Annotated in this window: 15 protein-coding genes; 12 read left to right on the forward strand and 3 right to left on the reverse strand. The window is 40.5% G+C overall.

Going from position 1 to position 14,508, the window contains the following annotated elements:
- Window positions 1-97: 97 nt before the first annotated feature.
- Window positions 98-1,645, forward strand: a complete 1,548-nt coding sequence (gene pruA, locus ACFQZ9_RS10665) for an L-glutamate gamma-semialdehyde dehydrogenase (RefSeq protein WP_498943752.1) — start codon at window positions 98-100, stop codon at window positions 1,643-1,645.
- Between the two features lie 51 nt (window positions 1,646-1,696).
- Here the strand turns inward: pruA and ACFQZ9_RS10670 are convergent, their stop codons facing one another.
- Window positions 1,697-2,518 carry a DUF8832 domain-containing protein gene (locus tag ACFQZ9_RS10670; protein WP_498943753.1) on the reverse strand — a complete coding sequence of 274 codons (822 nt, stop codon included), beginning with the start codon at window positions 2,516-2,518 and terminating at the stop codon, window positions 1,697-1,699.
- Window positions 2,519-2,893: 375 nt separating this feature from the next.
- Between ACFQZ9_RS10670 and ACFQZ9_RS10675 the strand changes: the two genes are divergently transcribed.
- The 9 genes from ACFQZ9_RS10675 to ACFQZ9_RS10715 all read left to right on the forward strand — a co-directional run bounded on the left by ACFQZ9_RS10675 (window position 2,894) and on the right by ACFQZ9_RS10715 (window position 12,000).
- A complete protein-coding gene (locus ACFQZ9_RS10675) occupies window positions 2,894-3,127 on the forward strand; it encodes a hypothetical protein (protein ID WP_133339855.1) in 234 nt (77 codons plus the stop codon).
- A gap of 25 nt (window positions 3,128-3,152) precedes the next feature.
- Window positions 3,153-4,139 carry a hypothetical protein gene (locus tag ACFQZ9_RS10680; protein WP_498943754.1) on the forward strand — a complete coding sequence of 329 codons (987 nt, stop codon included), beginning with the start codon at window positions 3,153-3,155 and terminating at the stop codon, window positions 4,137-4,139.
- Between the two features lie 240 nt (window positions 4,140-4,379).
- A complete protein-coding gene (gene nirD / locus ACFQZ9_RS10685; protein WP_198312957.1) occupies window positions 4,380-4,700 on the forward strand; it encodes a nitrite reductase small subunit NirD in 321 nt (106 codons plus the stop codon).
- A gap of 29 nt (window positions 4,701-4,729) precedes the next feature.
- Complete coding sequence (gene cobA, locus ACFQZ9_RS10690; protein WP_498943755.1) at window positions 4,730-6,187, forward strand: uroporphyrinogen-III C-methyltransferase; 1,458 nt, start codon at window positions 4,730-4,732, stop codon at window positions 6,185-6,187.
- A 45-nt stretch (window positions 6,188-6,232) separates the two neighbouring features.
- The gene (locus ACFQZ9_RS10695) at window positions 6,233-6,850 is read left to right on the forward strand and encodes an NAD(P)-binding protein (protein ID WP_498943756.1); all 618 of its coding nucleotides are present in this window, start codon (window positions 6,233-6,235) and stop codon (window positions 6,848-6,850) included.
- Window positions 6,851-6,942: 92 nt separating this feature from the next.
- The gene (locus ACFQZ9_RS10700; protein WP_498943757.1) at window positions 6,943-7,992 is read left to right on the forward strand and encodes a glycoside hydrolase family 15 protein; all 1,050 of its coding nucleotides are present in this window, start codon (window positions 6,943-6,945) and stop codon (window positions 7,990-7,992) included.
- A gap of 188 nt (window positions 7,993-8,180) precedes the next feature.
- On the forward strand, window positions 8,181-9,773 hold the full coding sequence (aceB, locus tag ACFQZ9_RS10705) for a malate synthase (RefSeq protein WP_498943758.1): 1,593 nt from the start codon (window positions 8,181-8,183) through the stop codon (window positions 9,771-9,773).
- Between the two features lie 48 nt (window positions 9,774-9,821).
- On the forward strand, window positions 9,822-11,108 hold the full coding sequence (gene aceA / locus ACFQZ9_RS10710) for an isocitrate lyase (RefSeq protein ID WP_498943759.1): 1,287 nt from the start codon (window positions 9,822-9,824) through the stop codon (window positions 11,106-11,108).
- 457 nt (window positions 11,109-11,565) lie between these two features.
- Window positions 11,566-12,000: a YueI family protein gene (locus ACFQZ9_RS10715; RefSeq protein ID WP_232490222.1), complete on the forward strand. Its 435-nt coding sequence runs from the start codon at window positions 11,566-11,568 to the stop codon at window positions 11,998-12,000.
- A 160-nt stretch (window positions 12,001-12,160) separates the two neighbouring features.
- On the opposite strand, the gene ACFQZ9_RS10720 is transcribed toward ACFQZ9_RS10715, so the two are convergent.
- Complete coding sequence (locus ACFQZ9_RS10720) at window positions 12,161-12,619, reverse strand: OsmC family protein (RefSeq protein ID WP_498943760.1); 459 nt, start codon at window positions 12,617-12,619, stop codon at window positions 12,161-12,163.
- 17 nt (window positions 12,620-12,636) lie between these two features.
- Window positions 12,637-13,281, reverse strand: coding sequence for a lysozyme family protein (locus ACFQZ9_RS10725; protein WP_198312965.1), 645 nt, complete (start codon window positions 13,279-13,281; stop codon window positions 12,637-12,639).
- Between the two features lie 276 nt (window positions 13,282-13,557).
- Between ACFQZ9_RS10725 and ACFQZ9_RS10730 the strand changes: the two genes are divergently transcribed.
- Both ACFQZ9_RS10730 and fosM read left to right on the forward strand, forming a co-directional pair.
- On the forward strand, window positions 13,558-13,926 hold the full coding sequence (locus ACFQZ9_RS10730; RefSeq protein WP_498943761.1) for a hypothetical protein: 369 nt from the start codon (window positions 13,558-13,560) through the stop codon (window positions 13,924-13,926).
- Between the two features lie 22 nt (window positions 13,927-13,948).
- The gene (gene fosM, locus ACFQZ9_RS10735) at window positions 13,949-14,371 is read left to right on the forward strand and encodes a FosM family fosfomycin resistance protein (protein ID WP_498943762.1); all 423 of its coding nucleotides are present in this window, start codon (window positions 13,949-13,951) and stop codon (window positions 14,369-14,371) included.
- Window positions 14,372-14,508: the final 137 nt, after the last annotated feature.

Raw genomic sequence — 14,508 nt, forward strand, 5'->3', positions numbered from 1 at the left:
GGATCTTTTTTTTCAAGTTATAACTAAAGTTCAATTGATTGATACTATAAAATGAATTTTGATGTAAACGTTTTTAATACATAGGAGGGTTTAAAACATGGTACAACCTTACAAACATGAGCCACTTACAGATTTTACGGTTGATGAAAACCGCCAAGCTTATCTTCAGGCATTACAAACCGTTGAAGGTTATTTAGGCAAGGATTATGACCTTGTTATTGGCGGAGAAAAAATTACGACTGAAGATAAAATTGTTTCCTATAACCCAGCGAATAAAGAAGAGGTAATTGGCCGCGTTTCGAAAGCAAACAAAGATCTTGCTGAAAAAGCGATGCAGGCAGCAGTAGAAGCATTCAAGACGTGGAAAAAAACGAAAGCAGAGGTTCGTGCTGATGTGCTTTTCAAAGCGGCTGCGATTATTCGCCGACGTAAACATGAGTTTTCAGCTTTGATGACAAAAGAAGCAGGGAAGCCATGGAGAGAAGCAGATGCTGATACAGCAGAAGGTATTGACTTTCTTGAATACTATGGCCGTCAAATGCTGGCGCATAAAAATGGTGTACCCGTTCAAAGCCGTCCAAATGAATTCAACCGTTATGACTATATACCTCTTGGTGTAGGAATTATTATTTCACCTTGGAACTTCCCATTTGCAATCATGGCAGGTACAACGGTTGCTGCAATTGTATCCGGTAATACGGTCCTATTAAAGCCAGCGTCTACCACACCAATTATTGCAGCTAAATTTGTTGAAGTAATGGAAGAAGCAGGTCTTCCAAAGGGCGTCTTAAACTTTGTGCCAGGAAGCGGTGCAGAAGTGGGTGACTATTTAGTTGATCATAAAGATACCCGTTTCATCAGCTTCACAGGTTCCCGTGATGTTGGTCTCCGTATTTTTGAACGTTCTTCAAAAATAAACGAAGGTCAAATCTGGATGAAGCGCTTGATCGCAGAAATGGGCGGTAAAGATACTATTGTTGTTGACAGTGAAGCAGATCTTGAGCTTGCTGCACAATCCATTGTTGCTTCTGCCTTCGGTTTCTCCGGTCAAAAATGCTCTGCATGTTCTCGAGCAGTAATCGTTGAAGATGTATATGATACAGTCCTAAACCGTGTTGTTGAGTTAACAAAACCACTAACAGTGGGGGAACCTACAGAACAAGGCACTTTCACCGGCCCAGTAATTGACAACAACGCGTTCAAAAAAATCATGGAATACATCGAAATTGGAAAACAAGAAGGTAAATTAATGGCCGGCGGTGAAGGGGACAATTCAAAGGGCTACTTCATTCAACCAACTGTTTTTGCTGACCTTGCTCCCAACGCCCGCATTATGAAGGAAGAAATCTTTGGACCAGTTGTCGGCATCACAAAGGCGAGAAACTTTGATGAAGCCATTGAAATTGCCAACAACACTGAATACGGCTTAACAGGTGCGGTCATCACCTCAAACCGTGCCCACATGGAACAAGCACGAGAAGATTTCCATGTCGGTAACCTTTACTTCAACCGCGGCTGTACAGGGGCCATCGTCGGCTACCAGCCATTCGGTGGCTTCAACATGTCCGGAACTGACTCCAAAGCAGGCGGCCCGGACTACCTATTGCTACACATGCAAGCAAAAACATCCTCTGAATTGTACTAATAGAATCGACAAAATTCGGGTGGTGCCTGTCACCACTCGAATTTTGTCGAATTACATATTCATTTTTGGTACGTTCACGATAAAGGGAGCAACGATGATGCGTCCTTGGTATTGAAATTGTCCCCAAATTTTATAGATTCCTTTTTGGGGGAAGTAGGTCATGAATGTTACTTTTGGTCCGTTTCCTTTGGTTGTCATTGGGTGAATGTGGAGATATTCTTGTAGGTCATTTTTTATGGCGACAGCATGCCCCGAGGCTCCCAGATAAGGCTGGAGGTTTTTGATAGGTTTATTCGTCTTCGCATCCCGAATCATAAAGGTCATGTTTGAGTTCATTTCTGCCATTAGATGGTCGAAGGATAAAGTTATTTTTAAGCCGTCGACCACTGTCGTTAGCTTTTGATCTGGAATGAGTGGTTTGGATTTAGGGATAGGCCCGTCGATATGGAGCCAATGCTTTTCCACACTATTATCCCCGCCGCCTTTTGGTGTAACTTCTGCAATGAGTTGGTAATCTCCGCCTGCTGGAAAGGCCGCCGAAATATCAAATTCTCCATTTCCTTTATATTTCGGATGGAGATGAGAAAAATAAGATAAATCTTTACTGACAATAATTAAATGCATTTTTTTTGTATGGACCGTTTCAAACGCTTGGATTGGTTTATTGGATTTATCTCTTATTAGAATTGAAATTGGAATTTTCTTATTCGGCTTTAGTGTCTCAGGTGTTTTCCATTCAGATTTTGTTGGGATTACATTTTGCGGCATTGAACTCATTTGATGGTCCATTGTCGATTTCGGAACCCTAATGGGATTACATGAGGTTAGTAAGGCGGTAGTTAAAAGGATTGGGATCAATTTAACGCTTTTCAAAACGGGCAGGCTCCTTTCAAACTTAATCAATTGTTACAGGAGTAGTTATTTTAGTTTGCTAATCGATTGCATATACTAATTAAATACTAAGCAAGCATTAAAGAGAAGTAAAGGAATACAAATGAATGATAAATATGGATAATACACCGAAGTCAAAAGAAGGAATTAGGACAAATTTAATTATTCTTTAATAACTTTATAAACTTTGATTGTTTATAATGAAAATTATGGAGAATTGCCTGTAAATCCAATATGAGGGAATATTGTAAATAATTATCCAAAATATAAGCAGAAAATGCTATGATTAAGAAATACATGATCTAGGTTTTTACTTTTACCAAAGGTGAGTGGATTGAAAAGATGGAGATTTTTTCATTGTTGCCACAATATTTATTACATGTTACCGCTGTGCCTCACAGTGAAAGCCCCAGCTTGATTTGGTCCCTATTAGCCTGTAACATTTTCTTGGTTATTGCGGGGGTCTTCTTTATTGTTAAATTATTTAGACAAAAAAATGTCCTTAAATCGGGAATTACTTTCGGAATTGCACTGGCGATTAATTATATCTTAATTGCAGTGTACGGGGATATATTTGACCTGCTTGGATAGAGGGATAAAGAGGGGGGTTAAATTATTGAAATATTATCGAATTTGGGTCATTGCCTTTTTATTAAAGTTCATTGGATCCGCTTGGGATGCCTCTTACCATTTTAAATATTTATTTGAAGAATACTCCATTCCGCATATTGTTAATTTTACTGGCTTTGCGCTTGGGGCATTTTTATTATTTAAAGAGTGGCGAAAGCTGCATTACATGGATAGGTTTTCGCGAAATCTTGTAACGATTGGATATGTTTTATTTTTAATTGGTATCCCCTTAGACTTTAGCTATCATATCGCTTACGGCATTGATTTAACCACCTGGAGTCCAACCCACTTTATTTATTATATTGCGACAGATATTATGATTATAGGTGTATGGCGGGCCTATTTTAAGTTTTCTCAGGATCAAATACCATCATGGAAATCACTGCATACTTGGTTTGCGATGTTTTTGCTGGAGTGCTTAATGTTTCCAAATATGCAGCAGGAAAACGGAGCAATATCCTATGATCAATATATTCATGGACGTTCCATTGCCTCAAAAGAAATTCTACAGTTGATCTCAGACCCTGCGTCGCAAATCTTTGGGGGGATCCCCCAATGGGTGTATCCGATTTATTCGGTATTGTTGGTAGCTCTCTTTACAGTCATTGTTAATAAACTTTGCCGGGAATATACTATTCCAGTTATGGCAGCGGCACTTTATATCCTATTACGTTTTATCTTTAAATCGGTCTTTTATCTTGTTCATTATCCAACATCCTATGTCCCGGTAACCCTTTTATTTATTCCGATTTTTTATTTAGTTTTCAGAAGGGATAGTTGGCTCGCCGGACTTGCCGGCAGTTTGTTCTATTTTCTAACCTTGTTTGCCATTAATAGTCTAGGATTACTGATCACACCGCCATTAACATGGTGGGAGGCAATACCGGTTGCGATGGTCGGCTTGTTTGTTCCGGTGATTGCTTCCCAAGTTGTAAAACTGCCAATTCGGCCAAAAAGAAAACAGCCTGCATGAAAGATGAAAGGTGTTCCCAATAGGGGACACCTTTTTTATATGACAATATTGTGAAACAATTCGCTTATAGGGGTTAAAAGTGATAAATCCCACAATTTTTTATGAAAACCATGATTACAATTTAGCTATAGAAAAAACGAAAATGAGAGTTCAAATCCGTGTTAAAATATAAGAAAGATTAAAAAAATTCGGGAATATATAATATATTATGCTTTCAATCAAGGCAGGGAGTGGAGTAAAATGTTAAAAACAATTACACGAATTCCTGTAGCGCATTATTCGAATCTTAAAGAAAGAAAAGGATTTTCTATCAAAATTGATCAAGTTGAAATAGCACTTTTTAAATTGTCAAACGGAAAGATTTTTGCACTTGAAAATCGCAGTCCGTATTCAAACGGCGGTGTACTTTCTAAAGGGATTATCAGCGGAGAATACCTATATTGTCCTGTCTATGATTTGAAGATTTCCTTAGCGGATGGTAAAATCCTGGATTCGGATAGTGATAAAGTACGTACATTTAAGGTAGAAATAAAAGAGGATATTGTATTTATTGTTTTATAGGACACCAAAGAATGGAAGGAGGCAGCATGATGAGAACAGGCAAAGTTTTTTTAGTTGGTGCTGGCCCAGGGGATATCGGGTTAATTACGGTAAAAGGCTTGGAGGCCATTATGCAGGCTGAAGTTTTACTTTATGACCGGCTAGCCAATCCAAAGTTGCTAGAATATGCACCCTCAGAGTGTGAGTTTATATATTGCGGAAAATTACCCGACCGTCATATTTTACGGCAAGAGAGCATTAATGAACTTTTAGTCGCTAAAGCATTAGAAGGCAAGAAGGTTGTTCGTTTAAAAGGTGGAGACCCGGGTGTATTTGGCCGCGTTGGGGAAGAGGCTGCATCCCTAGCTCAGTTTCAGATACCTTTTGAAATCGTTCCAGGAATCACATCGGGAATTGCGGCCCCCCTTTATGCAGGAATTCCAGTTACGCACCGGGAATATGGAGAATCGTTCGCGATCGTAACCGCTCATGCAAAGTCTAAAGATGGAGAGCCGTTGCTTGATTGGGAAAGCCTTGCGCGCGGAGTGGATACGATTGCTTTTTATATGGGCGTTGGAAATTTACCACTCATTTGTGAAAACCTTATCGAACACGGCAAATCTTCTTCGACTCCCGCGATATTGATACAATGGGGCACGTTTGGCCGCCAGAAGACATTGCAGGGGACATTAGCAGATATCTCAGAGAAGGCATCAGCTGCCAAGTTTAAAAATCCTTCCATAATCCTAGTGGGAGATGTAATTTCACTTCGGGAGAAAATCAACTGGTTTGAAAAAAAGCCGTTGTATGGCCGGCAAATTTTATTAGCCCGGACAAGCAATGGTCTGAGCGAATTGGCAAAGGAATTAATGGATTATGGAGCAGATGTAATAGAATTTCCAAAATGGAAAAAGACATCGGTTCATATTGACTTAGAAAAAGTGACAGCCTATGAAAAGATACTGTTTGCCCAGCCCGAAAGTGTTGCTGAATTTTTCGAAGCGTTAATTGACAATCAAATCGATATTCGAAATATCAGGGCTAATTTTTACGGTCCTTCATTTAAGACGATAAAAGCCTTAAATGACCGGGGATTTACCGCTACGTTGGCGGAAGAAATGCATGGTTCAGGGAGTTTGCTCATTGTCAGTGACAACAGTGTTTTGAAAAATACAGAGAATTATGGAGTATTTGATGTACTCGTGACGAGTATAAAAGAAATTGATCGACAATTCATACCGATTTTTAAGCGAATGTTCGGGGAGGCACAGGTCGATACGATCATTTTTCCATGCAGTGCATCCGTGGAGCCCGTTCTTGAGGCATTAAGGGAATGCGGCATTGCTGCAGACGAGTATGTAAGAAATTCACAGGTGGTTTGTATGGGAAAACAAACGATTGCTGCTGCTAGAGGAGCTGGGGTGATGAATCCCAATATGCCGGCAAAGGCAACAAAAGCCGCTTTGATCGAGTATTTAGCGGAGCAAAATGGTGTAGAGTTACAATAATAAATGTTTCTGCTCATTTATAAGCGGGCATAACGAGGCGAGAACATGAAGGTAAGTTATCCAATTATGATGAATTTGGAAGGAAAAAAGGCAGTGATTGTTGGCGGTGGAAAGGTTGCAGAGCGCAAGATAATTGGTCTGCTTAATACTGGCGCGGAGATTTCTGTGATTAGCCCGGAAGCAACCAAAGAAATACAAAGACTGGTTGCTGAAGGTAAGGTTTCATGGCATTGCCGGGTATTTTCAGCAGAGGACCTAGCCGAAACCTCTTTAGTGTTCGCCACGACGAATGATATGGAAATCAATCAGATGGTAAAAGCTGCTGCAGGTCCCCATCAACTTATTACCATCGCAGATGACCCTGATAGCTCAGATTTCCATGTTCCGGCAATGGTTCGCCGCGGTCGTTTAAATATTGCGGTTTCGACGGGCGGGGCAAGTCCGACTTTGGCAAGTCGAATTCGTTTGGGGCTTGAAGAGCAGTTTGATGAATCCTATGAGGGCTATCTTGAGTTTCTTTTTACGGTACGGCAGCGGATTTTGGAAGAAGTGAAAGACCCTTCTGTAAAAAGAAAGCTATTAACGGCGATTGTCAGCCAGGAATTTTTAAAAAGCAACACCCGGGAAGAGGATTTTCAAAAATTATATAATGAGATGGTTTAAGCGGGTACCGTTACAGGTGCCTGCTTTTTTCGTATAAAGACTTAAAAATTTGGACAAAAAGGAGGGTAAAAGAAAAAAGGTGAGGTTGAAAGATGAACGAAAAAGTAAGCAATAGCTATCAAATATTGGATCAGTTACGATTGCCGCATGGGTTATATCTCGCATCTTCCTCGAATGATTATCACTATGTTTGGCTGAGGGATTCTTTTTATATGTCCTTACCGTATTTGGAAAAGGAAAATGGCATTTATGAAATGACCTATCATCGGATTTTAGATTTATTCCGAGAATATGAATGGAAACTGGATATCCATAACCTGCAAAGGCCAATCGAGCAATGGGAATACATACATTCCCGCTATTCAGCCCATGATGTAAGAGAAATCGATACACCATGGGGACATGCTCAGCATGATGCGATTGGGGCGATCCTTTGGGGAATCGGAATGGGGCAGAAACGAGGGAAGCAAATTATCCGAGATGGAAAAGATCATGAAATTGTTCAAAAGCTTGTCGGGTATTTAGGCTGCGTTCATTATTGGGAGGATGCGGATAATGGGATGTGGGAAGAATGGCGCGAGGTACATACAAGTTCTGTTGGTGCCTGTGTGGCTGGACTTAAGGCTGTCCAAGATTTGGTCTTTGTTCCGGGAGAATGGATGGAAAGAGGGAAACGGACATTATCTGCCTTATTTCCGCGTGAGAGTATCGACCGTCCCTGCGATTTAGCGCAGATGAGCTTAATCTATCCTTACGGTGTTGTGGCTGGAGAAGAAGCAAAACTGATCCTTGAGCAGGTTGAAACAAATCTACTAAGGGACCGGGGGGTTATTCGCTATCAGGGTGACTCCTATTATTCACTTTTGGAGCATGAAGGACGGCATCATGAGTTATCTTTTTATTTTGGTTCGGAAGCGGAATGGACTTTCGGACTTCCGTGGCTTGCTCTATGTTATTTGGAATTAGGAAATTTGGAAAAGGCTAATGCTTATATTCAGCAGACAGAAAAAGTCATGCTTAGCGATGGCAGTCTTCCGGAACTTTATTTTGCCAAATCTTCGGACTATAATTCCAACACACCATTGGGGTGGGGAAGTGCGCTGTATATATTAGCGAAAGAGAAATATGAACGGATTATGTAAAGCTTTTAGTCCGTTGGGATTGCCCTAGCGGCCTTTTTATTATTTCTGTTGATAAAAAAATACTACTTTAGGATTATTTTGACTATTTTTAAAAAATTTTCTGAAAAGTAGTTCCCTTTTTAATTTCAGTGTTATATAATACAAAACGAGGATAGCTACTGTATTATAACAAAGAGGTGATTAAGTTCATGTCGACGCAAACGACGGGTATTGAAGTGGTGGGCGCCATAAACCCACAATATGATGAGGTTTTGACATTCGATGCTTTAAATTTTATTGAAGAACTAGAGCGAAAGTTTGGGGATAGAAGAGTTGAACTGTTACAGTACAGAAAAAAACGACAGAAGGAAATTGACAACGGAAAGCTTCCGGATTTCCTTCCTGAAACGAAACATATTCGTAATGGAGATTGGACAATTGCACCCCTGCCACAGGATCTTCAGGATCGCCGGGTTGAAATTACCGGTCCGACTGACCGGAAAATGGTCATTAATGCTCTAAATTCTGATGCAAAAATCTTTATGGCTGATTTTGAAGACGCCACTTCACCGACATGGAAGAACATCGTCGAAGGACAAATCAACTTGAGAGATGCAGTAAATCGGACGATTTCTTTTGAAAATCCAAATGGTAAAAAATATACACTAAATGAAAAAACAGCAGTACTGCTCGTTCGACCACGCGGATTACATTTAGAAGAAAAAAATGTATTACTAGACGGAAAGCCGATTTCAGGAAGCCTTTTCGATTTCGGATTGTACTTTTTCCATAACGTAAATAATTTGCTAGCAATAGGGACAGGTCCATATTTTTACCTTCCAAAGCTTGAAAGTCATTTAGAAGCTCGCCTTTGGAATGATGTCTTCGTCTTCGCACAAGATAAACTTGGTGTCCCGCAAGGAACGATTAAAGCAACTGTATTAATCGAAACCATCTTGGCAGCATTTGAAATGAACGAAATTTTATATGAATTAAAGGAACACTCTGCTGGTTTAAACTGTGGCAGATGGGATTATATCTTCAGTTACTTGAAAAAGCTGCGAAACCAGAAGGATGTAATTCTCCCGGAGCGCTCGCAAGTTACTATGACGGTTCCATTTATGAGATCGTACTCTTTATTGACCATCCAAACCTGTCATCGACGCAAGGCTCCGGCAATGGGGGGGATGGCTGCACAAATTCCAATTCGCAATAACCCGCAGGCGAATGAAGAAGCCTTTGCAAAGGTTCGTGCTGATAAGGAACGGGAAGCTCGCGATGGTCATGATGGGACATGGGTTGCCCACCCTGGACTTGTCCCAGTTGCATTAGAAGTGTTTAACCGCGAAATGCCTGATTCTAACCAAATTAATACACAAAAACAGCAGCACATCACGGTTACGGCTCAAGATTTACTTGAGGTGCCGAATGGAACGATTACCGAAGAAGGGGTTCGCGTCAACATTAATGTTGGAATTCAATATGTTGCTTCTTGGTTAGATGGAAAAGGTGCAGTGCCAATTCACAACCTTATGGAAGATGCGGCAACAGCTGAAATTTCAAGAGCACAGCTTTGGCAGTGGATCCGCCATCCAAAAGGTGTGTTAACGGACGGCCGAAAGGTAACAACACAACTGTATCAAGCCTTTAAGGTGGAGGAACTAGAGAAAATCAAACAGGAAATAGGCGCTGAAGCTTATAAGAATGGGCGGTTTGCTGAAGCCTCAGAACTATTTGACCAAATGATACAAAATGATGAGTTTGCTGAGTTTCTAACCTTACCGGGTTACGAGCTTTTATAGAAAGTTTGATAAAAAATAGTTTAATAAATTAATAGGGAGGAATTTAACATGACAAATGAAAGAGCTGCAAGGTTACAAGAAAGCTGGGAAATGGATAGCCGTTGGAAAGGAATTACAAGACCGTATACGGGAGAAGACGTAATTAGGCTTCGAGGTTCGATCGATATTGAACATACATTGGCAAAAAAAGGCTCAGAAAAGCTTTGGAAACTATTAAATGAAGAAGAGTACATCAATGCCCTTGGTGCGCTGACAGGAAATCAAGCGGTTCAACAGGTAAAAGCCGGACTGAAAGCGATCTACTTAAGCGGCTGGCAGGTAGCAGCTGATGCCAACCTTTCCGGACATATGTACCCTGACCAAAGCTTGTATCCTGCAAACAGTGTACCTAGCGTGGTAAAGCGAATTAACCAAGCGCTTCAACGTGCTGATCAAATTACCCATTCTGAAGGTGACAACTCTATCGATTGGTTTGCCCCAATTGTAGCCGATGCGGAAGCGGGCTTTGGCGGGCAACTGAACTGCTTTGAATTGATGAAAGGCATGATTGAAGCAGGCGCAGCCGGCGTACACTTTGAAGACCAGCTTTCTTCTGAGAAAAAATGCGGCCACTTGGGCGGAAAAGTATTGCTGCCGACTCAAACTGCCGTTCGTAACCTGATTGCAGCTCGTTTGGCTGCTGATGTAATGGGTGTTCCAACTGTGCTTGTTGCCCGTACAGATGCAAATGCTGCCGATTTGATTACCAGTGATATCGATATGAACGATGCGGCATTCATTACCGGAGAACGGACTCCTGAAGGGTTTTTCCGGACAAAAGCCGGAATTGATCAAGCGATTGCCCGCGGTTTAGCCTATGCACCATATGCTGACCTAATTTGGTGTGAAACTTCTGAACCAAATGTAGAGGAAGCAAGAAAGTTTGCGGAAGCGATTCATGAACAGTTCCCTGGCAAACTATTAGCCTATAACTGTTCACCTTCTTTCAACTGGAAAAAGAAACTTGATCCAGAAACAATTGCGAAATTCCAACAAGAGCTCGGAAAAATGGGCTATAAGTTCCAATTCGTTACGCTTGCAGGGTTCCATGCCTTGAACCACAGCATGTTCGAGCTTGCCCGCGGCTACAAAGATCGTGGTATGGCAGCTTACTCCGAATTGCAGCAGGCTGAATTTGTCAGTGAGCAATACGGCTACACGGCTACCCGCCACCAACGCGAGGTTGGTACTGGTTACTTTGACCAAGTATCCATGGTCATCACAGGCGGTACCTCTTCAACCACAGCGTTAAAAGGATCAACTGAAGAAGAGCAATTTAGTTCTTCGAAAAAATAAAGAGTGGATCCTTCTCCCCGTGTGTGGGGGGAGGGATTTTTTTATCTCTACTAGAATTATTATCATGATTATTTGGTAGTGGAATGTATTTTGGTTAAATTGGAAAGTAAATAAGCAAAAGTGGAAGATAAAGTGTGAAAACTGGAAAGTAAAGCAAAATTGGAATCAGATGGAGCCCCATGACATTGCATTTTTTTACTTAAAATGGTAATTTTCTTTTGGGATAGGTACTAAAATGACAAGGTAAGATGGATTTCGGGTGGATTAAATGAGGAGTGGAAGGTATTTTGGTCAAAGTGGAAAGTAAATGAGCAGAACTGGATAATAAAGTGCAAAAACTGGAAAGTAAACCTAGAATCAACTGATATAAGGGACTAGTGGATGAATGTTTAGTAGGGAACCTTTTTCCTCGTCCTATCATAAAAATAAGTAGCCATTTATAATGGAGTTGATTTTTTTGAGAAAGCCATCTGTTGATGAGGTGTTGCAGCAGGGAATCTACGGCCCCCTAGAAACTAAGCCGGAGGAAAGGCGGAAATTTTTAGGGACATTACGTGAGCGGATTATCATTGCTCTTAAGAAAGGTCAGGTTGGCGAAGCTAAGATCTATCCTCAAGTGGAACAGGAAATAAAGAAGAATCCAAAAGCTCATTTATTTTTGAACGGAACGATGAACTACGGACAATTATCGAAGTATGTAAAACTGGCGGCCAAATATAAAATGGAGCATACGATTGTGACCAATAAGGACCACGATACAGAGATTGGGCTTGTCTTAGCGTTAGACCATGCGATTGACAAAGAAGAAATCTTTATTACTAAAAAAGCACCGATTCAATTTGACACGAAAAAGAAAAAGAGCCTTTTTGCAAAGCTCTTTAAGCGGAAATAGCGCTTGGATGGAACCAAGCGCTATTTACTATTTACAACAATTCTCGGGTACGTTCAACAAATTCCGTGTTTAACCAAACGTTTGATTAAAATGGTTAAACAGGTTCTTATTAAAGGATTTTTCCATGCAATTCTATGAAAAAGATGTCGGATGGTAGTAACTACTTTTGGCCGGTTGCCATTTCTACCACAGCATGTAATTCCAACTCAACATTTCCTTGAATAGCTCGGCTTATCATACAAGAGGTTTCTGCTTTTTTAGCGAGCTTCTGTGCAAGGGAATACTCCTTTTCAGAGGCGTCTGCTTTTAGCAAAATATAAGGACGATGGATGATTTTTTTATACGTAAAAACCCCGTTTGTTACATCGACAATTGCTTCTGAATCCATGGTCAAACTCACCTTATCCAAATGGCTCCGCTCCATCATCGCTGCAAGAGTGATGATATAACAGGTTGCTGCTGCTCCAAGCAGCATTTCATCAGGATTGGTGCCAACCCCGGGTCCATCCATTTCAGAAGGAATTGAGATTTTTGTTTTTAAGTTCCCTGCCTCAATTTCCCCCACATCATTGCGTAATCCTGGCCAGTTTGCTTTTAGAAAAAATCGATGTTCCGCCATGTTGAGCCTCCCTGAATTTAAAAATTAACTGATTTTTGGCTGTCGGAAGCCGGAACGTTTTCTGCCAATGATTGAATATTTTTGGCTACCTTCGTACTATACGTATAATCACCATAACAATAAGGGTAACGGAAATTAAACTTGTTACCGCCGCAATTATATATGGTTGGATTTCTTTTAACTTGCTGTAAAGAGAACTTTTTCGCTAATTCCTCACTATGCCTTCCGCCGTGCTCGGCGATATAATCGATATACCCTGTCCCCATGTTATATGCTTGGATGATGGTTGGAAAATCTACCTTTCTTTGTTTTCCATAAATGACTGCCCGTCGAAAATGTTTTACCCCGAGACGGATGCTTTCCTTTGGATCTTGAATCGTATTTCGTGCGAGTCCGGCCGATTCAGAGGCCTGCATCGGATCCCCGCCCTTGCCGTGGCTTTCCTGCTGCATTAAAGCAACGAGGACCGGAGTGTATTTTTCCATATTGTATTGTTTCAATTCATTGTGAATTAAAGGTTCATATTTTTTAACATTTGCGAAGGACTTGTTGAAAATATCAGGAGGATTGCCTTCAAGCAATTTGCTGATGAGAATAAAGGCAAAACAAAGCATAAACAGGAGCGTAATCAAACGGGATTTTTTTTTCCGTCTTCGTTTCATGCACTTACCTCTCCAATTTCTAATTCTACCTGACTATTATAACGTAATCTTAAATAGTAAGGAAATATGAGGGGGTATATAAATAGAGGGATTTATTGGAATTGTCGAGAATATAGTATAAGGATTGTAGTTAAAACAACGAATAGACTTTTTCCGACGTGGTATGACGGATTTCCTCTTTAATCAAACGTTTATTTAAAAACCCCACTGTTGCCTATTTAAATGGTTTTTTACTTCAAACCAAGCAAAAAAATTGTCGGATTAGGAAGTGACACTATGAATAAATCTTTTTTAGCAGCTTCCATCATTTTGTCCTTGGGAATCGTCATTGGATGTTCACTTATTACTTTCAAGCCTTTTCAGGAACAATCTGTTTCAAAAGCGGCAACGAATGCGGATCAAGTAGCCGTTATGATGAATATCAACGAAGCTTCTAAATTACTAGGATTAACAACAGACGAATTAAAAATGGTTATTTCAGCTGAACGGCAAAGCTTGACTGAATCTGGTGAATTTAATGGCACAATGCTTCCTTATATTATTGTGAACGGAAAACAATACTTCGAACGAACAAGTCTACTAAAATGGGCCGTTGAAAGTTCAGCCGAGCATCGGGGATATAATAATGGGAACCGGTTTCAATAACTAATTAAGCAGGTGCGGTATGGTGATTAAAGGATTAAATCATTTACTTTTTTCAGTTTCCAATTTGGAGAAATCAATAGAATTTTACCGAAATGTATTTGGTGCCAAGCTGTTAGTGAAAGGGAGAAGTTCGGCTTATTTTGATTTAAATGGTATGTGGCTGGCATTAAATGTTGAGGAGAATATCCCTCGTAATGAAATAAGCGAGTCCTATACTCATATTGCTTTTTCAATCGACGAGGAAGATTATATTAAGACATATAATAAACTGGAAGATTTGCAGGTTACGATTCTTTCAGGCCGTTCAAGGGATGAAAAGGATAAAAAATCTATCTACTACACCGACCCGGATGGTCATAAGTTTGAATTTCATACAGGGACATTACAGGACAGATTGGATTATTATAAGCAGGAGAAACAGCATATGGAATTTTATGAAGAATAGAAATGGGAGTTATGAGGACCAATGATTGTGCCCAGACTTGTGTTAATATTAAAGCCGCAGGAACAATGGAGCCCAGATAGTGCCCGGCCTCGTGAAAATATCGGAATCGCGGGAACCAAGGAGCCCAGATAGTGCCC

This window comes from Neobacillus sp. GCM10027624 (assembly GCF_042675345.1).
In the GTDB taxonomy this organism is placed as follows: Bacteria; Bacillota; Bacilli; order Bacillales; family Cytobacillaceae; genus Neobacillus; species Neobacillus cucumis_D.

Bases quoted from the DNA above. Each gene is read 5' to 3' on its own strand.
- ACFQZ9_RS10730 (WP_498943761.1), top strand. From the start codon at position 13,558: ATGAATAAATCTTTTTTAGCAGCTTCCATCATTTTGTCCTTGGGAATC.
- ACFQZ9_RS10720 (WP_498943760.1), bottom strand. From the start codon at position 12,619: ATGGCGGAACATCGATTTTTTCTAAAAGCAAACTGGCCAGGATTACGC.
- pruA (WP_498943752.1), top strand. From the start codon at position 98: ATGGTACAACCTTACAAACATGAGCCACTTACAGATTTTACGGTTGAT.
- ACFQZ9_RS10700 (WP_498943757.1), top strand. From the start codon at position 6,943: ATGAACGAAAAAGTAAGCAATAGCTATCAAATATTGGATCAGTTACGA.
- ACFQZ9_RS10695 (WP_498943756.1), top strand. From the start codon at position 6,233: ATGAAGGTAAGTTATCCAATTATGATGAATTTGGAAGGAAAAAAGGCA.
- nirD (WP_198312957.1), top strand. From the start codon at position 4,380: ATGTTAAAAACAATTACACGAATTCCTGTAGCGCATTATTCGAATCTT.
- aceB (WP_498943758.1), top strand. From the start codon at position 8,181: ATGTCGACGCAAACGACGGGTATTGAAGTGGTGGGCGCCATAAACCCA.
- aceA (WP_498943759.1), top strand. From the start codon at position 9,822: ATGACAAATGAAAGAGCTGCAAGGTTACAAGAAAGCTGGGAAATGGAT.
- ACFQZ9_RS10725 (WP_198312965.1), bottom strand. From the start codon at position 13,281: ATGAAACGAAGACGGAAAAAAAAATCCCGTTTGATTACGCTCCTGTTT.
- cobA (WP_498943755.1), top strand. From the start codon at position 4,730: ATGAGAACAGGCAAAGTTTTTTTAGTTGGTGCTGGCCCAGGGGATATC.